Annotated in this window: 21 protein-coding genes; 8 read left to right on the top strand and 13 right to left on the bottom strand. The window is 53.5% G+C overall.

All coding sequences use genetic code 11. The features are described 5' to 3' along the window. Positions 1–62 precede the first annotated feature (62 nt). The 6 genes from edd to ACNQ6O_RS08570 all read left to right on the top strand — a co-directional run bounded on the left by edd (position 63) and on the right by ACNQ6O_RS08570 (position 7,707). Positions 63–1,883, top strand: a complete 1,821-nt coding sequence (edd, locus tag ACNQ6O_RS08595) for a phosphogluconate dehydratase (RefSeq protein WP_418052821.1) — start codon at positions 63–65, stop codon at positions 1,881–1,883. A gap of 31 nt (positions 1,884–1,914) precedes the next feature. Then, a complete protein-coding gene (locus tag ACNQ6O_RS08590; RefSeq protein WP_418052820.1) occupies positions 1,915–2,517 on the top strand; it encodes a uracil-DNA glycosylase family protein in 603 nt (200 codons plus the stop codon). A 601-nt stretch (positions 2,518–3,118) separates the two neighbouring features. Next, complete coding sequence (locus ACNQ6O_RS08585) at positions 3,119–3,919, top strand: C39 family peptidase (protein WP_114333475.1); 801 nt, start codon at positions 3,119–3,121, stop codon at positions 3,917–3,919. Positions 3,920–3,973: 54 nt separating this feature from the next. Continuing rightward, a complete protein-coding gene (locus tag ACNQ6O_RS08580) occupies positions 3,974–4,984 on the top strand; it encodes a transporter (protein WP_418052819.1) in 1,011 nt (336 codons plus the stop codon). A gap of 39 nt (positions 4,985–5,023) precedes the next feature. Next, positions 5,024–6,649, top strand: coding sequence for an OmpP1/FadL family transporter (locus tag ACNQ6O_RS08575; RefSeq protein WP_418052818.1), 1,626 nt, complete (start codon positions 5,024–5,026; stop codon positions 6,647–6,649). Between the two features lie 20 nt (positions 6,650–6,669). Then, positions 6,670–7,707: a MalM family protein gene (locus tag ACNQ6O_RS08570; protein ID WP_418052817.1), complete on the top strand. Its 1,038-nt coding sequence runs from the start codon at positions 6,670–6,672 to the stop codon at positions 7,705–7,707. Between the two features lie 7 nt (positions 7,708–7,714). Here the strand turns inward: ACNQ6O_RS08570 and ACNQ6O_RS08565 are convergent, their stop codons facing one another. Genes ACNQ6O_RS08565 through ACNQ6O_RS08555 form a run of 3 tightly spaced genes read right to left on the bottom strand, consistent with a single transcriptional unit; the run spans position 7,715 to position 10,112 of the window. Then, positions 7,715–8,749, bottom strand: coding sequence for a polysaccharide deacetylase family protein (locus tag ACNQ6O_RS08565; protein ID WP_418052816.1), 1,035 nt, complete (start codon positions 8,747–8,749; stop codon positions 7,715–7,717). Between the two features lie 34 nt (positions 8,750–8,783). After that, a complete protein-coding gene (locus tag ACNQ6O_RS08560) occupies positions 8,784–9,440 on the bottom strand; it encodes a DNA-J related domain-containing protein (RefSeq protein WP_418052815.1) in 657 nt (218 codons plus the stop codon). An 18-nt stretch (positions 9,441–9,458) separates the two neighbouring features. After that, entirely contained in the window at positions 9,459–10,112 is a 654-nt protein-coding gene (locus tag ACNQ6O_RS08555) for a TetR/AcrR family transcriptional regulator (RefSeq protein WP_418052814.1), read from the bottom strand. Positions 10,113–10,184: 72 nt separating this feature from the next. Between ACNQ6O_RS08555 and ttcA the strand changes: the two genes are divergently transcribed. After that, entirely contained in the window at positions 10,185–11,096 is a 912-nt protein-coding gene (ttcA, locus tag ACNQ6O_RS08550; RefSeq protein ID WP_418052813.1) for a tRNA 2-thiocytidine(32) synthetase TtcA, read from the top strand. Between the two features lie 3 nt (positions 11,097–11,099). Here the strand turns inward: ttcA and ACNQ6O_RS08545 are convergent, their stop codons facing one another. From ACNQ6O_RS08545 to ccoN, 9 genes are all read right to left on the bottom strand, one after another. Beyond that, complete coding sequence (locus ACNQ6O_RS08545) at positions 11,100–11,789, bottom strand: sulfite exporter TauE/SafE family protein (protein ID WP_418052812.1); 690 nt, start codon at positions 11,787–11,789, stop codon at positions 11,100–11,102. A gap of 8 nt (positions 11,790–11,797) precedes the next feature. Then, on the bottom strand, positions 11,798–12,034 hold the full coding sequence (gene ccoS, locus ACNQ6O_RS08540; protein ID WP_418052811.1) for a cbb3-type cytochrome oxidase assembly protein CcoS: 237 nt from the start codon (positions 12,032–12,034) through the stop codon (positions 11,798–11,800). Between the two features lie 9 nt (positions 12,035–12,043). Next, positions 12,044–14,452: a heavy metal translocating P-type ATPase gene (locus ACNQ6O_RS08535; protein ID WP_418052810.1), complete on the bottom strand. Its 2,409-nt coding sequence runs from the start codon at positions 14,450–14,452 to the stop codon at positions 12,044–12,046. Further along, entirely contained in the window at positions 14,449–14,964 is a 516-nt protein-coding gene (locus ACNQ6O_RS08530; protein WP_418052809.1) for a FixH family protein, read from the bottom strand. The genes ACNQ6O_RS08535 and ACNQ6O_RS08530 overlap by 4 nt, the downstream gene beginning before the upstream one ends. Positions 14,965–15,010: 46 nt before the next feature. After that, positions 15,011–16,438, bottom strand: a complete 1,428-nt coding sequence (gene ccoG, locus ACNQ6O_RS08525) for a cytochrome c oxidase accessory protein CcoG (RefSeq protein WP_418052808.1) — start codon at positions 16,436–16,438, stop codon at positions 15,011–15,013. 130 nt (positions 16,439–16,568) lie between these two features. Then, positions 16,569–17,459 (bottom strand): cytochrome-c oxidase, cbb3-type subunit III, encoded by an 891-nt coding sequence (ccoP, locus tag ACNQ6O_RS08520; RefSeq protein WP_418052807.1) that lies wholly within the window; start codon positions 17,457–17,459, stop codon positions 16,569–16,571. Next, the gene (locus tag ACNQ6O_RS08515; protein ID WP_418052806.1) at positions 17,456–17,641 is read right to left on the bottom strand and encodes a cbb3-type cytochrome oxidase subunit 3; all 186 of its coding nucleotides are present in this window, start codon (positions 17,639–17,641) and stop codon (positions 17,456–17,458) included. The genes ccoP and ACNQ6O_RS08515 overlap by 4 nt, the downstream gene beginning before the upstream one ends. Positions 17,642–17,645: 4 nt before the next feature. Beyond that, positions 17,646–18,254: a cytochrome-c oxidase, cbb3-type subunit II gene (gene ccoO / locus ACNQ6O_RS08510; protein ID WP_418052805.1), complete on the bottom strand. Its 609-nt coding sequence runs from the start codon at positions 18,252–18,254 to the stop codon at positions 17,646–17,648. Between the two features lie 15 nt (positions 18,255–18,269). Beyond that, on the bottom strand, positions 18,270–19,700 hold the full coding sequence (gene ccoN, locus ACNQ6O_RS08505; protein ID WP_418052804.1) for a cytochrome-c oxidase, cbb3-type subunit I: 1,431 nt from the start codon (positions 19,698–19,700) through the stop codon (positions 18,270–18,272). A 188-nt stretch (positions 19,701–19,888) separates the two neighbouring features. Between ccoN and ACNQ6O_RS08500 the strand changes: the two genes are divergently transcribed. After that, positions 19,889–20,572: an alpha/beta family hydrolase gene (locus tag ACNQ6O_RS08500; protein WP_418052803.1), complete on the top strand. Its 684-nt coding sequence runs from the start codon at positions 19,889–19,891 to the stop codon at positions 20,570–20,572. On the opposite strand, the gene ACNQ6O_RS08495 is transcribed toward ACNQ6O_RS08500, so the two are convergent. After that, positions 20,557–22,344 (bottom strand): diguanylate cyclase, encoded by a 1,788-nt coding sequence (locus ACNQ6O_RS08495; protein ID WP_418052802.1) that lies wholly within the window; start codon positions 22,342–22,344, stop codon positions 20,557–20,559. The genes ACNQ6O_RS08500 and ACNQ6O_RS08495 overlap by 16 nt on opposite strands. Between the last annotated feature and the right edge of the window lie 182 nt (positions 22,345–22,526).

The raw sequence follows: 22,526 nt of genomic DNA, 5'->3' as shown, positions 1-22,526 counted from the left end.
TGAACGTGAGTCTTTAAGGAAGTACACTTACGTCGTGTGTTTATCGATTTAGGAGTAGTGCCATGCATCCTGTCGTTTCTAGGGTTACTGACCGAATTATCGAGCGAAGCCGGGCTACGCGGCAGGCGTATTTGGCCAGAATGCGTGCGCTGAGGGAGCAGGGGCCGCAGCGAGGGACTTTGTCTTGCAGCAATCTGGCCCACGGGTTTGCTGCGTGCCAGCCGGGTGACAAAGACCATCTTAAACTGATGAATCGAGCCAACGTAGCCATCGTCTCGGCGTACAACGATATGCTGTCTGCGCATCAACCCTATCATCGTTTTCCGGATATTATTCGCGAAGCGGCTCATGGTATGGGCTCCGTGGCTCAGTTTGCTGGCGGTACCCCTGCTATGTGCGATGGTGTCACCCAAGGACAGCCCGGCATGGATTTGAGCCTCTTTTCCCGCGATACCATTGCCATGAGTACTGCCGTGGCGCTGAGCCACAATATGTACGATGCCGTCACCTTACTCGGTATATGTGACAAAATTGTTCCAGGCTTGCTGATTGGTGCGCTGAGCTTTGGTCATTTGCCTGCTGTATTAGTACCTGCGGGCCCCATGCCGTCCGGGCTGCCAAACAAGGAAAAGCAGCGAGTTCGTCAGTTATACGCTGAAGGGAAAATTGGCCGAGAGGAACTGCTTGAGGCCGAGAGCAAGTCATACCACAGCCCCGGAACCTGTACTTTTTACGGCACTGCCAACAGCAATCAATTATTGGTAGAGGTGATGGGGCTGCATTTACCCGGTGCGGCGTTTATCCACCCGAACACACCCTTACGGGATGAGTTGACCCGCGCCGCCACAGAACAGGTTATCCGCTTGTCGCAACCCCAAGGTGGCAAGCTTGGGCTGGCGGATATGGTCGATGAAAAGGCCATTGTGAATGCGTTGGTGGCTTTATTGGTGACGGGTGGATCTACTAATCACACCATTCATTGGGTCGCTATAGCCCGAGCCGCAGGCATCATCGTCGATTGGAACGATTACGCAGAGCTGTCTTCAGCCGTGCCATCCATGACCCGCATTTACCCCAACGGACAAGAAGACATCAATGCCTTCCACGAGGCTGGAGGAACACCCTACCTGATTCGAGAACTTCTGGACGCAGGTTGTCTCCATGAAGATGTGAACACCGTCATGGGGCCGGGTCTTGCTCAATATGCCTGTATGCCTGAGTTGACTGAGCAAGGCTTGCAGTGGCACCCAGCGGTGCAGGAAAGCTTACAGCCTGACGTGCTCAGTTCTGTTGCCCGGCCGTTCGCGCCGGATGGTGGTTTGAAGGTGCTTGAGGGTAATCTAGGTCGAGGGGTCATCAAAGTCTCGGCGGTGGCGCCCGAGCACCATTGTGTAGAAGCAGCTGCGGTCGTGTTCGAAGATCAAAACGACCTTAAAGCTGCTTTTGATGCGGGCGAGTTGGACCGCGATTGTGTGGTTGTTGTTCGCTTTCAGGGGCCAAGAGCGAATGGTATGCCGGAGTTGCACAAGTTGACCCCGTATTTGGGGGTTCTGCAGGATCGAGGCTTTAAGGTGGGTTTGGTGACGGATGGACGCATGTCAGGGGCCTCGGGCAAGGTCCCTGCAGCCATTCACGTTTATCCCGAAGCCTTGGTTGGCGGCCCGTTGGCAAAGATCGAAAATGGTGATGTCATCCGTTTGGATGCCGTCAACGGGCAACTATCCGTGTTGTTGGATGATGCCACCCTGAATGCTCGGTCCGCGGCCGGTCGTGATCTTACTAGCCAGCACCAAGGCTATGGTCGTGAATTGTATGGTTGGATGCGGCGCGGGGTCGCTAATCCGGAGCAGGGTGCCAGTGTTTTTTGGGAAGTAGAAGAATAAATATGGCGCGTTCAGCTTGGGATAACTTGTCGTGGAGCCGGTGAATCTTGAACTTGCTAACCTCAGTTTCGAGCAACTGGTGTTGCGGGTCCGTGCGTGTACCTTATGCCGCTACAAGTTGCCCCATGAGCCTAGGCCAGTGGTTCAGCTTTCGGAGTCATCCCGTATTTTAATTGTGGGGCAGGCGCCGGGCAGGAAAGTGCATGAAACGGGCATACCGTTTAACGACCCCAGTGGTGACCGGCTTCGCCAGTGGATGGGGATAGAACGGGAGACTTTTTACGATGACACTCGAGTGGCCATTCTTCCCATGGGATTTTGTTTTCCGGGTACGGGAAAATCCGGGGATCTGCCACCCATTCCGGAATGCGCGGATACATGGCGCGAAGCGTTGCTGGATCGGCTTAAGCACGTTGAATTAACGCTGGTGATTGGTCAGTACGCTCAGGCTTGGCATTTGCCCGATAGCCGGCGCACGGTCACGGATAACGTGAAAGCGTGGCAACAGTATTGGCCGCGACAGCTTCCCATGCCCCATCCAAGCCCCAGAAACAACTTATGGCTTCGCAGAAATCCTTGGTTCGAGGAGGATGTTTTGCCGGTGTTGCGCGAGAGGGTTAACCATTTGCTTTAAATTGGTGCTCCTGATACATACATTTGCTCAGCTGCCTCAGCGGCTTTGACTTTAACGTAACTACCGGGTGCGTCCTCAATAACGTTTAGTTCGCCATCCCCGGCAATATGGCCGGAACCTGAAAGCATAAACCGAACATCTCCGCCATAAACCTTCGCGCCCTGATAAGTACTTTTCCATTTAGCGATGTGGTCCTGACGTGCCGAAAGGAAGAACGATGGAACCTTAATCTCGCTCAGGTTGAGTCAAGAAGCGTTCCACCGATGCAGTAGCCGATTGCATTCATCTTGTTTTCTCCGGATTCGACCAAACGCATAACGGGCAAGGCCTGCTTTTCAGAGCCAGCGGCAGATGCCGCGGTTGTGATATGCATAGACTAAACGGGACTGTTCAGATTCTAGTCTGTAAGTTCTTGGTCGATGACGTGTGAGGGTTAGTAGGCTCGCCCTTGAACCAGTTCTCACTCCCGCCCGGACTGGCCTCAGCTGCAGCGATAGATTTGAGGCACAGTTATCTTTAAGCCCTTTCCGATTTCGGTATCTTACCGTTACAAGATGTAACCACTAAGTTGCATGTCTAATAAAAACAGGGACTTTCCATAATGCTGCTGGTGTTGGCCGGGTCTATCCTAACGTTCGCAATGGTGCAGGAAGCTACCGAAGTTGAACCGTTTGAGCGGGGTACTATCGTGCTTGAGCACAAAGTGGACTCCAGCCCCGTAGAGCATCGCACAGATGTTCGCGTTGAGCCTTTGGTGGAACAGAACTTCCGAAATATCGTCCGGCAAGCCTACGACTACAGCTGCGGTAGTGCAGCGCTGACAACCGTTTTGAACAACTATCTGGGGCGAACCCTTTCAGAACGTCAGGTGATGGAAGGTTTACTGCATTATGGGGAAAGTGAACGGATTGTTGAGCGCCGGGCATTCTCCATGCTGGACATGAAAAAGCTCGTGACTGCACTGGGTTATCCCTCGGGTGGATTCCGCGCCGGAATTGATGACCTTATGGAGCTTGATCACCCAGCCATTGTACCTATTCAGCACGCAGGCTTTAAACACTTTGTCGTTCTTCGCACGATTCGCGATGGCCGTGTCTATTTGGCCGACCCAGCCGTGGGCAACATCTCGTTTACCTTGGCTCAGTTTGAAGAAAAGTGGGATGACAATGTGTTGTTCATTGTCTTTCCGGGGAGTGATAAGCCTCTGGACAATCTGGAGTTGAAAGAGGAAGACCTCCGGTTTGTCGATGATCAGACCATGACCCTGCTGGCGCAACATGAAATTCCGGCTTTTCACGAGGCTACAGAGCGGCGGCTGCAGAACCTGCTGGAACGACAGAAGAACAATCCCGACGGTAGTGTGGAAAACACACGAAAACAACTTCACTACCGTCGTAACTAATTTTCGGGTTAATGCCCGAGACAGGAATAAAATCAATAAGAGTAGGGAGTCAGGATGAATCGTTGGTTAGTGCGAGGCTTTTTCCTTGTTTCCACGGCGGGTCTGCTTCCGGGTATGGCGCTGGCACAAGATGGAAGTGTGGATCAGGCGCGGGAAGCGCTTTCGCGTCAGGATGGGGATGAGGATTCCAGTCGTCAGCTGGAAGAGGTGTTTCAGGCGGCGGAAAAAAACTACTCATTGCAGAAGAAGGGTACCCATTCCCTTAACTACTCTTTTGATTACTCTTATACCGGCGATCAGCGCCTTGATCTGGCCATTTCCAACGGTTCGGTTCGTAATTTGGATGTGGTGCCCTCGGCCACTCACAGTTTCACGAATTCCTTCTCTTACGATTATGGTCTTTGGGATAACCTGACTGTCGGCGCTCGGCTTCCCCTGGTGGTCAAGTACGACACCGAAGACGAATTGAATGTGTACGACATGGGGGACGTTTCCTTTACTGGCCGATGGCAGCCGTTTGCTTACGTGCCGGGAAAAATGTCGACCACCTTTTTTGGCACCTTAAGCACGAAAACCGGTGTTAGCCCCTACGAAATCGACATTAAGGAACAGTTGTCGACGGGCAGCGGGTACTACTCGGTTGGTGGTGGCTTGAGTATGTCCAAGGTCTTAGACCCGGTGGTTGTTTTTGGCTCTATTAGCGCAACGTACAACGTGACCGCGGACGATTTGGAGCAAGTGCGTGGTGGTCGCCTGCTGACCAAAGTGGAACCGGGTTTCGGGCTTTCTGGATCGGCCGGTTTTGCTTACTCGCTGTCCTACGATATCTCGTTGAGCATGTCCGCCCAGGTCAGCTACAGCGATGAAACGATTTTGACCTTCTCGAATGGCGATCAAGCCGCAGCACAAGACCAGATGACCGGGTTCCTGAGCATGTCTCTCGGTACCCGCGTCAGTGATATGACGATCGTGAATACCAGTCTGGGAATTGGTCTGACGGAAGACGCTCCAGACTTCTCCCTGGGTGTATCCCTGCCCATTAATTTCTCCGGCCTCAAAGAGTGATTGGTGCCGAAGATATTCTAAGGGAAGGGGATGTATTTCATGGGACAACCTAACTACAAACATCACATTGTGGCGACTCTGATTGCTGCCGGTCTTTCGTGTGGTGCTCAGGCGCAGATGACGCAAAACCTGACGATCCACCCTAAAGCGCTGGCACTGGGCAACGCCGTGACCGCTGATCCCCCGGGGATCATGTCGATTCACTACAACCCTGCCGGTCTGACGAAGTTGGATGGTCGCCAACTGGAAGTGAATATCCTCAGTATCTATCTGGATATTGATGCGGACTTCATTGCTGATGAAGAATACGAGATTTTTGGGATTAAGGGGCTGGAGATAGATCCTGCTACCGGCAAGCAGCGCGATCCCGTCGCCAATAGCCACAGTCACACCAACAATGTGGCGCTTTACGTGCCGGGATACGGTGTTCTCCGACTGCCGCCGGGTCCTGCGGTGGCGCCGTCGGCAGGGATCAGTATCAAGTCACCGGGTTCGAAGCTCACGTTTGCCAACGCTTTTTTTATGCCGATGGCCGCCGGCTTTTACAGAGACAAAGAAGATCCAGGTCGTTATCAGCCACAAGCGACGGCGCTCCAAAGAACCACTTATCTGTCGCCGACAGTGGGCTACGAAATCAATGACGAGTGGTCTGTGGGTGCTGGCATTCACTTGTCGCACTTCGGCTTAGCCGCGGATCAGTATATGCGAGCTCCAAACATGCTGCTGGGCGTTGCTGAAGTGCTGCAGGATGCGTTCAACTGCGAAAGTGGTGACGAGCCACTGCAGCCATGGCTGGCGCTGTGTGGCGGTAACATTGGTCCGTTTGATGATATAGGTGCGTTAAGCCTGAACATGCAGGAGAGTGTCTCCCCGACCTATGCGCTGGGTGTCATGTGGGAACCTACAGACTGGTTCCGGTGGGGGGCAAGCTATACCTCTGAAGCGGACATGAATCTGAAGGGCCAGTTCGAGATTCAATACACGGACGATTGGGCTGGCTTTTGGCAGGGGCTTAATGGGTCAGTGCTTGGGGCCATCACCTCCGCCATACTGAGTCTGCCATCCGGCGCGCCCCGCGAAGCGGGTAACGTGTCTATGGACCTTGTTTACCCGCAGCACTTTCAAACCGGCATTAGCGTGGATGTTCATCCCAAGCTGACGCTGAATGCAGATATCGGTTGGACAGATTTTGCCCAGTGGGATGCATTCAATTTGCGGTTCGACCGTGATCTCGAATTCCTGAATGCGGCTAGGATTCTATCGCCTGATAACGCGACACCGAATACGTTGAAACTCCCACTTGGATTCAAAAGCCAATGGAACTGGGCGTTCGGGATGGAGTTCCATGCATCGTCACGACTGGACCTGCGAGCGGGCGTGGAAATTCGGGACTCTGTAATTCCGGATGACCAGAGATCAATTATGGCGCCTTTCGGCGGCGCGAATCTATACAGCATTGGCATGGGGTATCGTTGGGATAAAGACACCGAGATCGACATGAACCTTTCGTATTTGCAGTCGATAGAGACCATTCCGGCGGATTCCAGCTGTAACGTAAACTGTGACAATATAACGAATATTATCTATAACCCTTATGCCGGCATGGACATTAAAACCTCGTTGCGTGTGGTCATGGCCGGCCTGAGTTTCAGGACGAAGTTCTGATTTAACTGCGGAGTTTGCCCATGAGACTGGCCCGATTGAGTGGCCTATCGCTGTTGTTCGCTGCTGTAACCTTGTTGGCGGGTTGCCAGATAGGGGCTGGTAGCGCGGGCATCGCAGAGCGAGAAGGTTATTTTACTTGGGTGGATGAGCAGGGCAGGGTACGTTATACCCGTATTCCTGATTCAGAAAAGTCTGCAGAGAAACCTAAGGCAGAAGAAACTGATGACGGGCCAGCCAAAGATCCCTTCTTAGCCAATACCCCTCCGAGTGATGAGGATTTTACTGCCGAAAATTATCCGGATGGGGAAGCGCTGGCTGACAAAGGTTTTGTTCGTGATGGCCAACGGCAGCCGTATTTCACATGGCTTGATGCACAAGGCAATGTGCGGGTCAGCTATTACACCCCCGATGTTGCTGGCCGGAACACAAGCTCGCGCACCAGTCCGGTTAACCTAACCCCAGCCTCAGTGCATCTACCGTCGCAAGTTGTGGGCGAGATGGAGCCCGTGGAGGGGTATGACCCGAATGCGTTTGCAATACTCGGTATCGAACAAAAGCATGCCAGCGAGTTTGACGAGTTCTCGGAGTATTGCTGTAAAGAGCTTGCAAACAAAGACTACCAAAACTGGGTAGAGGGAAGTGAGTTTGGCGTTCAGATGGGTGATGAAACACCTCGCCACCCGTTCAGTTCCGGTGAATCACCCTTCCAGTTGGTTGCTCTTCCACTGGGCGCAGCGAAATCCGGGTTCGTCATGCGCCTTCGTGCTTACGATCACCATGGCGTTTTTGTTCCTAGCCTAGCGTTCCTTGACCGGGAGTTTGGCGTAGTCAGAATCGTCACCGATCTGGTGATGGATTACACCCCTGAGAACTGGCATCGCCGAGGGTATTTTGAAGCATGGGTGCCCGCATTCCCGGGCCAAGGGGAGCGGTGGTTGGTGCTCTATACCCGGTGGCAAGATCTAGAGGCACAGACGGTTATCGATACCGACTCTGGGCCTAAGGCCATCCCGCATAACGAAAAAGGCGAGCTGGGGATTGTCATCTTTGAGCCATGAAGGCCGGCTAGTCTTCAGGGGCGTCCAGATTCAGCCATTGTTGAGATAACCAGTAAAAGCTACCGTCGCCCGCAGGGTGCGTGCAATTGTAGCGAAAACGGCGTGCGTCCAGAGCTTTTGGCGCCTGCACGGTCACGGTTTCCCCCTTGACGCTGAAATCAATTCTTCCCAAACCCGACGCAAAACAGGTGAGGCGCGCTGTGGACAACGGAGCCTGCAGCGTCAACGTCAAAGAAGGTGGATTGTTGGATATAACGCCATCCGGCAGGCTGCCAGCATCAATAGGGAAGGCTTTGCTGTTGAGTTTGTCTTTCAGACTGCTAAGTTGTCCGTAGGCATTGGCCATCGGGAAACGGGGCAGTCGAGTAGGGTGTGAGTGGTGTCCAATGGCCCCCGATTGTTGCCCAAAGCCCAGCCAACCTTTGTCGTTCAACTTCTGTTCGAGTGCTTCGTCGTATTCACCGTAGGGATAGGCGAACAAACCCTCAGCGGCTCCCAACTGCTGCTCAAGTGTACGTTGGGCTTGATCTAAGCTGTTGTTGGTGCGCTCGTGCCAATCTTCTTCAGACTCTCCCGGTCTTCGGGCCAGATGTGCATGGTCCACGCTGTGATTGGCAATCGTGACCCATTCTTTGCGGCCCAGTTCTTTTAACTCTGCCCAGTCCATATAGCCGTGACCACCAACGGCGTTGGTGTTGACGAAGATGGTATAGGGGATCTTTTGTTGGTCAAGAATCGGGGCCGCAACGCTGTAAACTGATTCATAGGCGTCATCAAAAGTAATGGCGACCTGGTTCGTTTGCTGAGCCTCATCGGACAGCGCCTGACGCGTACCCGGGCCCAATGGAACCACCTCCAGTCCCAGGTCGGAGATCATGTTCAGCTGCGCCTTGAACAGGGAGCGTGACGTGCTGGTAGCCGAGGGCGTGTTGTCGTCAACGTGATGATATTGCAAGACCACCAAGTCGGCCTTGGCTGTGTAAGGAAGGGCCATCATCAAGGACAGAGCGGGCAAGGTAATCAGTTTTCTGAAGTTGATCATGAGCAGGAAATTCCAATTGGCGCCGGGCTGATAGCTACGAATAGTGCGCTTTGAGTATCGCGAAAGCCTCGTTCAGGTGCTGCACTTCTTCAGTGCTGCCGCCGCGATCAGGGTGTGCTGTCATAACGAGCTTTCTGAACCGGCGCTTTACCGGTGCGAACGTTGGCGGTATCGCATCGAAGCCAAGTAGTTCAGCCGCTGAGGCGGTGGATTCGCTATCTGGTTTCTGTTGTATTGTACCTGCCCAAAAACGATCCATCATGTCGCTGATTTCGGTGTTAGACAGGTAGTATTGCTCCAGATCCAGATAGAACTCTCTGAGCGCATCTGTTGGGCCCGGCAGGGACTCACGGCCGGGTGAAGAGGTGGAGAACAGGCGGATTCGCATGGGAGACAAATGAATGCTTTCGCCGTTGGATAAAAGATCATCGCTGAGGCGGTAAAGCGTGTGAAAAAGCAGGAAGTGTACAGGGTAGAGTTGCTCTGGGCGGGCAAAGTCTACTGGCCCAAGTAACTGCCAGCGGTCACTTTGCAGCGCTTTGATCAAAGCCAGCTCGCTAAGGCCTAGCGGGCCTGCCATTCTCAGTTCGTGTTCAACGGCCAGGATAAGGTGCTCGACCTGTTGAGTTAACCAGTTCAACTCATTGCTAGCGGTTCTGCCGGACGGGTGGGTCTTGTGGTCGGTTGTCATGGCCGCATGGTATGCCAGTCAGGATTGGCTTGGAAGAGTGCCCAACGCAGGTAGTCCGCCAAGAAACAGATCGGTTGAAAATTTGGCGGCACGTTCTGCTTCACCCTGAATGCCATTTGGACAGGTTCGTGCCTTCCGGGCGACCAGCAGGCTCATGTCATAGGCAACACCAAAGAACGTGGCGCACAGGTATTCCGGGTCGGTTTGGGGCAGGAGTCCTCGCTCCATTGCGCTGCGCACATCCTGTTCCAGCGACAGGAGTGTCAGGCCGAGTATGTCAGAGCCAAAAAGATTTCTCAGCGCACGTTGGTTTTGATGAGCCAGTTCGTAAATAGCGGGATCTTTTGCCGTTGCACAATAAAGCGCATGGTAAGTTGAGTAGATTAACTCTTTGGTTGAAGTCGCTGAATTTCGGCGGGCTGTCATATCGTCGTTCAGCGAGGTTAGGAAATCGGTCAACAGCGCGGCAAAGATATCCTGTTTGTCCGAAAAGTAATTGTAGAAGGTGCCGGATGCCAGATTCGTTCTACGCACGATGTCGCGAATTGAGCTGTTGTCGTATCCATTTTCCTGAAAACAATCTCTGGCGGCTACCAGGATAGCTCGCCGGTTACGCAGTCTGTTGAGTGCGCGTTTACCCGTAGTTTCCGGCTTCAAATTCAACATATCCATGTTGGTGTCCTGTCCCTGAATGTTTGTCGTGCGTATAATTCCGGGCTCACTTACCTCGTGAGCGTAAAACCGATGTTTGAAGCAATGTCTGTAAACTCTGAATCCCAACCCGTTTCTGAGCAAGAACGCCTCCGTAAAGTGGAGCTGAATAAACTCCAGAAGCGTCTGCGCCGAGAGGTCGGGCAGGCAATTGCTGAGTACTCGATGATTGAGGCGGGTGACAAGGTTATGTGCTGCTTGTCTGGCGGCAAAGACTCCTACGCGATGCTGGACATATTGCTCAATCTTCAGAAGAGCGCACCGGTCGACTTCGAGATCATTGCCGTTAACCTCGATCAAAAACAGCCAGGTTTTCCGGAAGACGTGCTCCCGGCCTATCTGGCGGCGCTCGGGGTCGAGTACCACATCATTGAGAAAGACACCTATAGCATTGTTAAGGAAAAAGTCCCGGAAGGGAAGACCACTTGCGGCTTGTGCTCGCGCCTGCGACGCGGAATCCTCTATAACTTCGCGGAAGAGCAGGGTGTAACCAAAATCGCGCTAGGTCACCATCGGGACGATATGCTGGAAACCTTGTTTCTGAATATGTTCTACGGTGGCAAGCTAAAGTCCATGCCGCCCGTTCTGCATAGTGATGATGGCCGTAACACGGTGATCAGGCCTTTGGCCTTTAGTCGGGAAAAAGACATTGCCCGGTATGCGGAGCTTCGTGAATACCCCATTATTCCCTGCAACCTGTGTGGTTCTCAGGAAAACCTGCAACGTCAGGTTATTAAGGATATGTTCCAGACCTGGGATAAGCAGCATCCTGGCCGGCTGGAAACCATGTTCCGCGCGATGTGCAACGTTGAACCCTCTCACCTGGCAGATCCTAACCTGTATGACTTCAAGGAAGGTAAGCGCTTGGGAGGTAAGCGACAGGCGGTGGTGCAGAATGCGGAACCTGAGCGAGACTTTGGCCGTTTGGATGTATTGAATCTCTAGCGATTAAAGCTTCAATACCGCCTGAATCGGTAGCGTCCATAGTCCGAGCAGGATCAATAGAATCCCACTGAATTTTCGAACGCCCTGATGGCTCTTTATGCCACGAATCCATTGGGCTGCGTACCCTGTTGCTAGCATTGAGGGCAGGGTACCCAAACCGAAAAAGAACATGGTCAGTGCGGCGCTAGGTACCGTGGGCTGAAGGGCCGCCCAGCCAAGCGTACTGTACACCAGCCCGCAGGGAAGCCAGCCCCACAAAGACCCCAGTGCCAGCGCTTGCCCGGCATTATTGACGGGAAGAAAGCGTTTGGTGAGCGGTGATAAGGTTCGCCACACCGGCGCCCCCGCACGTTCGATGTAGCGAATACCCTGCCACCATTGCCCCATCGACAGCCCCATGAATATCAGCAGTAGACCGGCGAGCGTCATGAGCAGAAGCCCCGCCCAGGCCCATTGGCCAGCAGCTTGAGTGCTGAGTAAGGCAATGCCGGCTGCAATCAGCGAATAACTACCGATTCTGCCAAAGTTGAAGGCCAACAGGAGCAGGGTCTGGCGAAACCGAAAACCACGGCCAACGGGCAGTGCCATCGAGAGAGAGGCGCTGATACCCCCGCACATGCCCAGGCAGTGGGTGCTGCCAAGAAGGCCTATGGCAAAAGCGCTGGAATAGCTGAGGTAGAGTTCCGGTTGCATGAACGCGATCAGTGCGGGTTGTCGGGGGGATTTTCCGAACGGCTTCTGACTTGATTATCTTTTGAGGCGCGTTTTGGAAGGCGAGCCTCCGTGGGAATCAGGTCTTTGTCGTCGTCGTGCAGTATACGGTGTGCAGGCCCATCCAGGTCATCGTATTGGCCGCTTTTCACCGCCCAAGAGAACAGAAGGATGCCGAGCGCAACCAGCATCAACATCAGGGGAATAAGAAGCATGACAATGTTCATTGTTAACTCCTATGGGTTGGGTCGAGCTCTGCTCAGGCGCAGGGCGTTAAGGACGACGATCAGTGAGCTCACGGACATGCCAATCGCGGCAAGCCATGGAGGCACAAGACCTGCGGCTGCGAGAGGCAATGCAGACACGTTGTAGCCGAACGCCCAGATCATATTTTGGCGAATGATGTGGCGAGTTTTCTGGCTTGTATGTATTGCCTCAACGAGCTGGTAAAGCTGGCCGTTCAACAAAACCGCATCGGCTTTCAGCTGAGTCAGGTCGGCGGCAGTACCCATGGCCACGGAAATACCTGCACCAGCCATTGAGGGTAGATCATTCAAACCATCGCCCACCATCATAACACGATGGCCTTCTTGACCGAGCTTATCCAGGACTTCCAGTTTTTGTTCAGGCGACGCTTCGCCGATGGCGCGCGAAATCCCAAGCTCTGAAGCGACTTGCTGTACATGGCCTGATCGGTCACCGCTGAGCAGGATAGTCTGGATGCTCATGTCTTGCAGCGTGCTAATTGCTTTGGCTGCGTCGTCACGGATCTGATCATCTAGCTGGAAACAGGCCAGCCAGCGTGTGGCTGTCGCCAGCCATATCTCCATGCCTCCGGCGCATACCGTCTCGGGTTCCGGTACCTCGGTGTGGCTGGCAACAAAGGCTTTATGGCCGATGAATACGGGTTCGCCGTTAAACTCCCCCGATAAGCCGCCACCCAAATGGTTGGTCACGTTGTTCACCGCCACTGACGGCATGTTATGAAAGACTTTCGCGATCGGGTGTTCGGACTGCTTCTCGAGACCTGCGGCAATTCTTAGGCAGGTCGCTTCGTCACGCGAGCCGAAAGCGGTATGGCCCGTCAAAGTCAGTTCACCGCGAGTGAGGGTTCCGGTCTTGTCGAACACCACGGTATCGATGGTATTCATGGATTCCAATGTGTGCCCCCGAGTGGGCAGGAAGCCAAGCTTTCGCAGCCGCACGGTGGCTGAAGTGATAGCGGTGGGTGTAGCTAGTGAAAGAGCGCAGGGGCAGGTGGCAACCAAGACCGACAGGGTAATATCAAAGGCATTGTCCGCGCCGGCAAGCCACCATCCAATCCAGACGACAGGCGCGAGAATCAGTACGCGGCCAACAAACTTTCCGGCAATCCGGTCCGCCATACGTGCAACCGGGGGCTTCTCGGATTGAACCCGGTCGAGCACGCGAAGAATCCCGGACAGGCGAGTTTGCGCGCCGGCACGAGTCACCCGGATATCCAGAGGGTTTTCACCGTTGACTGTACCGGCGTGAACGGTATCCCCGGGTGAGCGGGTTTCTGGCAAATACTCGCCGGTAAGCGCAGCTTCATTCAGCGTGGACTGGCCGGAAAGGATGATGCCGTCTGCCGGCAGTGTTTCACCAGGGCGCACTCGAATAACGTTATCAGGCTTGATCTGGTGGGCAGGAACGATCTCTGCTTCGCCGTTGGTGACCAACGCCGCAACCGCAGGTTGGAAGCCTGCAATGGCGTTACCGCTCAGTCCGGCTCGATAGCGAGCTTGTACCTCGATGTATCGGCCGAGGAGCAGGAAGAAAGCAAACATGCAGACCGATTCAAAATAGACCTCTTGTCCACCGAATACCGTTACCCAGGCGCTTGCCGCGTAGGCAAGGCCGATTGCGATTGCGACGGGTACGTCCATTGTCAGGTGTCGTGAGGCGAGATCCCGCCGGGCGTTTCTGAAGAAAGGCCGAGCACTGTAGAACACCACCGGTGTTGCCACAAGTAAGCCGAACCATCTGAACATATTGATGAATTCGGGGGAAAGCTCGCTGATGATTTCAAAGTACAGCGGGAACGCCAGCATCATGCTTTGCATCGTGGCGATGCCGGCAACGGCGAGCCGAATCAGCATGGAGCGGTTTTCAGCTTTGAGCGCTTGTTCGGCTGCATCAGCTTGGTAGGGGCGAGCGGTGTAGCCTAACTCGTAGATCGTGATGAGCAGGTCGCTCAGACGCGTTTGATCCGGAGACCAAACCAGCCTTGCCCGTTGGGTGGTGTGATTCACTGTAAAGCTCTGGACGCCCGCTTGATGCTTCATGTGGTTCTCAAGCAACCAGATACAAGCCGCGCAGGTGATCTCTCCAATCAGCAGCTGGGCTTCTTGCCCGGCCTTAACGGGGGCAACAAACGATTGCTGAACCAGCGGATGGTCAAGCTCACGCAGCCGCAGAAGCTCGGATTCGTTGAGCTCTCTCGGGGTGCTGGCAGGTTGGGTGCGTATGTCGTAAAAATTTGTCAGTCCTTCCTGATGGATGGTCTGACACACCGCTTTGCAGCCCTGACAACAGAAATGCTGCTCTTGATCGTCCAGTTGAAGGGTAATCGCGGGATTACCCTCGGCAGCTTCGCCACAATGGAAGCAGAGGGTGGGGGTCACTCTTTAGCACTAGCCTTTGCTTGAATGGTGATGGGGTGCTCGGCTGGTAACCAGAGTTCACCTTTGACCCGCCAATCGTTGTCGGGGCCTTGCACGTCGTAATACCGACGACCTTCCAGGTCTTCCAGAATTCGTCCGGAATATTCACCGTCAGCCAAGCGATTGAACTGAATCACGCTATCCTTGCCTTCCAGGGTAGGGTGATAAAGGTGAAGAACGAGATAAGGGAAATCGGCAGGACCGTCTTTCGTCGCCAACGTTAGCGTTGCCTTGCGGTTCGCTAGTTGCAATGTTCCCGATATCTCCATTTCGGAAGCTTTCTGATCTCTGGCGATGGCCATGTTGATGCCGCGGCCTTCTTTAGAATAGTCGTCTGTGACCATGGCAGTGTCCAGATTTACAGAGACCACCAGCATCGTTAATCCCCAAATAATAGACGTAAGAGGGAAAATGGTCAGAAACCAGAACCAAGGCTGGCGGTACCAAGGGGCTACGGGAGTATTGTCAGTCATAACGTAGATCGTCTCATATCAATTGTTTGTGCGGCTTGCGGAGCCGTTAACGAGGTCTTGGACCCACAAATCGGCTTTCAGTTTCAAGTTGCAGCGAAGGATCGGTTTGCGACACTGCACGGAAGCTGATGGTGTTGTTGGTTTGCTCAATAGACTCGGGAATCACGTCAACCACGGTTGGCAATGACAGGTTTTCACCGCTTTTAATCTTTACGCTGGTTTGAGTCAGAATGCGGATGCCTTCCATGCCATCTACGGACAGCACGAACGTTTGTGGAACTTCTGTCATATTCTGAAGTTTTAGGGTGAAGGAGTTCTCTACGCGGCCTTCGCCATTAAACTTGAAAAGCGCGCCGCGATCTCTTATGACCTCGAGCTTGGCGGGCACGCGAGTGGCGATGATGTATCCTACCGCGCCAATCATGACCGCCAACAAAAGGCCGTAGCCAAACGTACGGGGGCGAAGCAATTTCGAGGTTTTTCCTTCGAGTTCGTTTTCCGTGGTGTAGCGGATCAAGCCTTTCGGGTAATCCATTTTCTCCATGATTTCGTCACAGGCATCGATGCAAAGAGCGCAGCCAATGCATTCGTACTGAAGGCCGTCTCGGATATCGATACCGGTAGGGCAGACTTGTACGCACTGTTCGCAGTCGATGCAGTCACCCAAGCCCGCTTCTGCCGGGTCTATTCCTTTTTTGCGTTTTCCGCGGGGTTCGCCCCGGTTAGGGTCGTAGGATACGATGCGGGTGTTGGCATCGAACATGACCGACTGGAATCGCGCGTATGGGCACATATACAGGCACACCTGCTCGCGCATCCAGCCGGCGTTCAAGTAAGTGGCGACAGTAAAGAAGGCCACCCAGAAATACGCCCAGCCGTTGGCTTGCAGCGTGAGCATATCCACGATCAACTCGCGGATGGGGTAAAAGTAACCAATAAAGGTAATGCCGGTAGCTAGTGCGATCAGAAGCCAAAGCGTGTGCTTGATCGTTTTCTTTGTGATCTTCTCGGCAGAGTTAGGGCTTTTGTCCAGTTTGATCCGTTTGTTCCGGTTGCCTTCAACCTTTTCCTCAATCCACATGAAGATAAAGGTCCAAACGGTTTGTGGGCAGGTATAGCCACACCAAACGCGCCCGAACAGGGTGGTTATAAAGAACAGACCAAACGCCGAGATGATTAGCATGGCAGACAGCAAAAAGAAATCCTTCGGATAGAAGGTCATGCCGTAAAGGTGGAATTCACGGGCCGGCAGATCGAAATGAATCAACGGCTGGCCATCCAGAGTCAGCCAGGCAAAAACAAAGTACATGCCCATGAGCGCGACTAGGCTGACGTTGCGAATTCTCTGGAACAGTCCTTTGACTTCTTTTACGTAGATCTTTTCACGGCTTTCGTAAAGATCGTACGTTCCGGGGTTTTTGTTGTTGTCGGAAGGGTTGGGGTCTACCTGCGTAACAGGAATCTGCTTACTCATGGATACCTCCCGGTAAATAAACGTGCTGGGAGCGGGCCTCGGAGGGTCTGCGGATCTTTTCAAGCCTGTACCCGCAAGGCAGATACAGGGTTGAAAAGACCTGGCCGGGGGTTACCCGGCCGGGTCCGATTCAGTTTGACAGGCTATAGACGTAAGCTGCCAAAATATGAATCTGGTCATCAGTCAGACGACCTTTCTGAGCGGGCATCTGGTTTTGGCGACCGTTGACAACCGTCTCTTTGATCCACTCATAGGTGGAGCCGTAAAGCCAAATGTTGTCGGTCAGGTTCGGTGCACCTACTGCGTGCATACCCTTGCCGTCAGCGCCGTGACACGCTGTACAAGCCTGTGCGAATACAGCGGCACCTGCTTCAGCAGCTTCTGCGTCTTTTTCACGACCGCTGAAGCTCAGAACGTAGTTAACCACCTGGTCGACCTGCTCGTTGGTCATGTTAGGCATCACGCCCTTGGGGGTCATGTTGCCTTGGCGACCGTTAACGAGGGTGTGCAGAATCTGCTCGGGCTCTCCGCCCCACAGCCAGTCATCGTCGGTCAGGTTAGGGAAACCAACCTGGCCGCGTGCTGCCGTGCCGTGGCAAACCGAACAGTTGTTCGCAAACAGGCGCTGGCCAATTTTCATGGCGTCTTCGTTCTGTGCGAGTTCGGGAATCGCTGTTTCTCCAAACTGCGCGTAGATCGGGCCATATTTTTCATCTGCTTCTTGGACTTCAGCTTCCCACTGGTTAACGGAAGTCCACCCCAGCAGACCCTCGTAGTTGCCAAGTCCTGGATAGAGAGCCAGGTATCCCAAAGCAAATACACAGGTGCCGAGGTACAGGTAAAACCACCACTTGGGTAGCGGGTTGTCATACTCTTCGATGCCATCGTAAGAGTGGCCCGTGGTGTTTTCGGTTTCGGTATCGTTTGTCTGCCCTTTGCGGGTGGCCAACAGCAGCCAAGCGCAGCCGAATATGGTACCGAGCACGATCACGATGACCCAGACGCTCCAAAAGGTACTCATTGTTTTTTCTCCGTTTTTTCCTGTTCGAGCGTACGCTTATCCACGTCGTCATCATCGAAGGGCAGATGTGCCGCCTCTTCATTGGCTTTCTTGCGGTGGGCGCTGTACGCCCACCAGATGATGCCGAAGAACGCTGCCATTACCAATAGAGAGTGAATTCCGCGTAACTCATTGATATCCATGGGATCACCGTTTCTCTGAAAGCACGGTGCCTAACTGCTGCAGGTACGCGACCAATGCTTCGATTTCAAATTTGCCTTTCAGCTCATCGGCTGCACCGGCAACTTGCTCGTCGGTATATGGGACGCCAAGAGTCTGCAAGGTTTTCATACGGGCCTCGATTGAACCGTGGTCAGCGCGATTCTCGAAGAGCCACGGAAACGCTGGCATGTTGGACTCGGGGACAACGCTGCGTGGGTCAAACAGGTGCTGGCGCTGCCAAGCATCTGAATAACGGCCACCTACACGAGCCAAGTCAGGCCCTGTGCGCTTGGAGCCCCACAGGAACGGACGGTCGTATACGAACTCGCCCGCTACGGAGTAGTGGCCATAGCGTTCAGTTTCCGCACGGAAAGGACGGATTTGCTGCGTATGACACACGTGACAGCCTTCCCTGATGTAGATGTCCCGGCCTTCCAGTTCCAGCGCAGATAGAGGCTCAAGACCTTCTATCGGCTGGTTGACTTCTTTGTGGAAGAAGAGAGGAACAACTTCAGCCAGAAAGCCGCCGCTGATTGTGATGATGATCAACACAATCATCAGGCCAAGGTTTTTCTCGATAGTTTCGTGTTTCATCTGATGAATCTCCCCTTAGGCCGCCTGAGTTGCTGCGTTGTTTTCAGCAACCGACTCTTTCTGACGCACTGTCATGTAAACGTTGTACGCCATGATCAGCATACCGGTCAGGAAGGTGGCGCCACCGATGAAGCGAACCAGATAGCCCGGGTAAGAAGCCTCTAGAGCTTCTACGAAGCTGTAAGTCAGAGTGCCGTCTTCGTTGACTGCACGCCACATCAGGCCTTGCATGATGCCGTTAACCCACATAGCCGCGATGTAAAGTACCGTGCCAACAGTAGCCAGCCAGAAATGCACGTTGATCAAAGAGGTGCTGTACATTTCTTTGAGACCCCACAGTTTCGGGATCAAGTGGTAGATCGAACCGATACTGATCATGGCAACCCAGCCCAGAGCGCCGGCGTGGACATGGCCGATGGTCCAGTCAGTGTTGTGTGACAGGGCATTTACGGTCTTGATAGCCATCATCGGGCCTTCAAAGGTAGACATACCGTAGAAGGACAGCGAAACGACCAGGAAGCGCAGGATTGGGTCGGTGCGCAGTTTGTGCCATGCACCTGACAGGGTCATCATGCCGTTGATCATGCCGCCCCAGGATGGAGCCAGAAGAATCAGAGACATGACCATACCTGCAGTCTGCGCCCAGTCTGGAAGTGCAGAGTAGTGCAAGTGGTGACCACCAGCCCATACATATGTGGCGATCAGTGCCCAGAAGTGGACGATGGACAGGCGGTATGAGTAAACCGGGCGGTCAGCTTGCTTCGGAACAAAGTAGTACATCATGCCCAGGAAGCCAGCTGTCAGGTAGAAGCCTACAGCGTTGTGGCCGTACCACCACTGCATCATTGCGTCAGTAACACCCGCGTATGCAGAGTAGGATTTGAAAGCGGTCGCAGGCAGCGCCAGGTTGTTGAAGATGTGCAGCATGGCAACGGTCAGGATGAAGCCGCCGTAGAACCAGTTGGCCACGTAAATGTGCGGCGTGCTGCGCTTAGTGATTGTGCCGAAGAATACCAGTGCGTAAGTTACCCAAACAATCGTGATGGCGATATCGATCGGCCATTCCAGCTCGGCGTATTCTTTGGTGGAAGTCAGCCCCATCGGCAAAGTGATAACGGCTGAAATAAGAATGGCTTGCCAGCCCCAGAATGTGAAGGCAGCGAGACCATCGGAAATCAAACGTGCCTGACAAGTTCGCTGAACAACGTAGTACGATGTTGCGAACAGGGCACTACCACCAAAACCGAAGATGACGGCGTTGGTGTGCAACGGCCGCAAACGGCCAAAATGCGTGAAGGGTAGGTCGAGGTTGAGAGATGGCCAAACCAGCTGTGCTGCAATTAGCACACCCAGAGCCATGCCAACAATACCCCACACTACTGTCATGATGGCGAACTGTCTCACCACCTTGTAGTTGTATGTCAGGTTTGCGTTTACTGTGCTCATAGCCTTACCAATGGGTTCAGGATGGGGAAATTATGCGGTCGCAAGTATGGAGAAACCATGACCCCTTTGCAATGACTCAAGTCAACTACTGACATCCGTCAAATTTGCCAGAATCGGCAACGTTGCCAGTGGGTTGGCGTAGATTCCTGTTTCTTAAAAGGGTCTTGCAGGTTTTTCTCAAGGCGCTAATGATACCGCCAGATAACATTAAGGTGAAAGTTGTGGTCAGAATTACCAGTAAAAGCTACCCGTACGGTGCAAAAGAGGTCTTGATTCTTGCTCACGGAGCGGGGGCACCCGCGGATTCTCCGTTTATGGAGCAATTGGCGCGGGAGCTTGAGGGGCAGGGGGTAGCCTGTGTCCGTTTTGAATTCCCATACATGCAAAAAAGGCGTGATGACGGGAAAAAGCGACCTCCTGACAGACAGCCGGCGTTGCTGGAGGCTTTCAGGGAGCAGATTCGCCAGGTTCGATCAGAGGTTGGCCCCGGTTGTCTGCTGGCCATTGGTGGTAAATCAATGGGAGGGCGGATGGCTTCCGTAGTCGCGAGCGAAGGCGCAGACGATGTGGGTGCGGTGATTTGTTTTGGTTATCCCTTTCACCTGCCGGGTAAGCTTGATCGCTGGCGTATCGATCATCTGTCCAGCGTGACCTGCCCACTATTGGTGTTGCAGGGTACGCGAGATCCTTTTGGTAAGCCTGAGGAAGTGAAAGCGCAGGGAACTATAGAAGGCATAACCCGGCTTCGCTGGCTGGATGGTGGCAACCACGATTTTTCCACCCCGGTAAGGCACCCGTTAGAGCAGTCTGATCTGATCCGTGAGGCGGCTCAGGTCACCCGTGAGTTTCTGGTCGATCACGCTGGGGTTTGAGGAGCACCTTTCGCACAAGTGAGAGTGTCTCGACCTTGGCGTTTTGACGCATAAAGCGCTTCATCTGCGCGTTGAAACAGCTCTTGAGCATTCTTGTGGCCGGCTAGTTCAGCGAGCCCTGCGCTTATCGTGATTGTTACGGCTTCTCCGTTAGGTGCGCTAACACTTGTGTGGCGGATTTTCTCGAGGATGGCGTTGCATAGACGGACTGCACCCTCTGTGTCGGTATCGGGCAGGAGCAGGGCAAATTCTTCGCCACCAAATCGGACGGCTACATCACGGGGGCGCTTAACGTGATCAGTCAAAGTGTTGGCAATCATTCGAAGGCAGGTGTCGCCAAAATCGTGTCCCCAAGTGTCATTGATGCGCTTGAAGTGATCGGCGTCAAGCAATGCAATGGTTAATGGTTTGCCGGTTCTCTGAGCCTCCAAGCACAGTTCTGGCAGTAAATTGTCCATGTGCCTTCTATTATATAGACCGGTTAGCGAGTCATTAAGGCTAAGGGCTTCAAGCTTGCGGTTAGCTTGTTCGAGTCGATACATGGTGGTGCGTAACTGGGATGTTCGCTCGTGCACTTTTAATTCGAGTTCGTTGCGGGCCTGATGCTCGACATCCAGCAACTTTTCATTCAATAGTCGCCAACGTTGAACCAGCGCGTAGTTTATAAGTACGACTTGAGCGCCAACCACAGCCTGCATCATCACTTCTCTGGCTTGGTAATCTCCCAAGTACCCGAAAGCAGCAGATGCATAGATCAGGGCACCAACCACCATCACCATCCAAGCGGCTAAATACCAAAACGCAGGTTGGTAGCCTTGGCGCCAGCGAACGGTTGCGATAATGGTCAGTAGCGCGATAACTGTTAGCAAAAAAATCGTATTGATCAGAATGGACTTGGTGTAGGGCATCACCAGAGTTAGGGCCAGTAGCCCCCCTCCACACCACGCCAGTGCGCGCAGTGTTTTTCCGGACAGCGTGCATTGCGGTACCTCCAAAAAAGACCAGCCGAAAAGGGTCATGGCCAGCGCGATGAGTGCTAATAGGAGTGGAATCGACAGGTTGGCCAGCTGAGAACTGCCCGACCAGAAATATTGGTTCGCAAATCCGCCCATGGCGAACAGAAACATGGCCATAGAGGCGGTGTAAAACGCGTTAAGAAGGTAATAGCGGGTACCGGAGCTGGCATACAAAAGCAGGTTGAATACCGCGAGTATGACCAATGCGCCGTAAAACAGTCCATGGATCAGCGTGAGATGATTGCTTTTCTCAATAGCCTCCTCCGGGGTGACCAGGCTTAAAGGCACATTGAGAGCGCCGCTGCTGTGAACTCGTATATAGACAGTTGTTGTTTCTTCTTCTGCCAGTGTGACGGGAAGCAGGTAATACCGGTAATTTATGCCTCGGCTTTCAAAAGGACGGTGATCCCCGGTTTTCAAGGGCGTGAGTGCACTATGTAGGGTTTGCGCGCTGCGTTTCTGCCAAAAAGTGACTTCATCAAGCAGTGGGTAATTCAGCTGCAGGTACCAGAGCGCTTGTTCGGTACCCACATTTTTCAGGCTGAGTTTAATCCAGTAGGTTGCTTGGGTATGGCTAAATATCAGATCGTGTCCGGCTGCAGACCGCCATTCGAGAGACTCGGGCAGATCACCCGGGTATGTGGCAGAGTGAGCTGGCTGGCCCGGGTTTGTAACGGCATAGCAGAGATAGTGGTTAATCGTGTGACGCGCGCTCGGATCGTTCGCCGCCAATGTCGGGCATTGGGGTTGAGCCATGGTGTCGGAGACCGCGAATAAATTGGCCCATATAAGGAAGCTTGTGAGAATCCAAAACCGTGTGCCGAGCATCGAAGGCATTATCTGTTTAAAATGAAGCATAACTGTAGCGAGAGTAATCAAGTATCGCTGTTAAGCAGGTTGAATTTCACCCCTGTCGGTGTGTCAGAATTCCGGCATAA

It is taken from the genome of Marinobacter sp. SBS5 (assembly GCF_048285575.1).
Classification (GTDB): domain Bacteria; phylum Pseudomonadota; class Gammaproteobacteria; order Pseudomonadales; family Oleiphilaceae; genus Marinobacter.
Note: the sequence above shows the minus strand (reverse complement) of the source record. Positions and strands in the feature narration are given on the sequence as shown.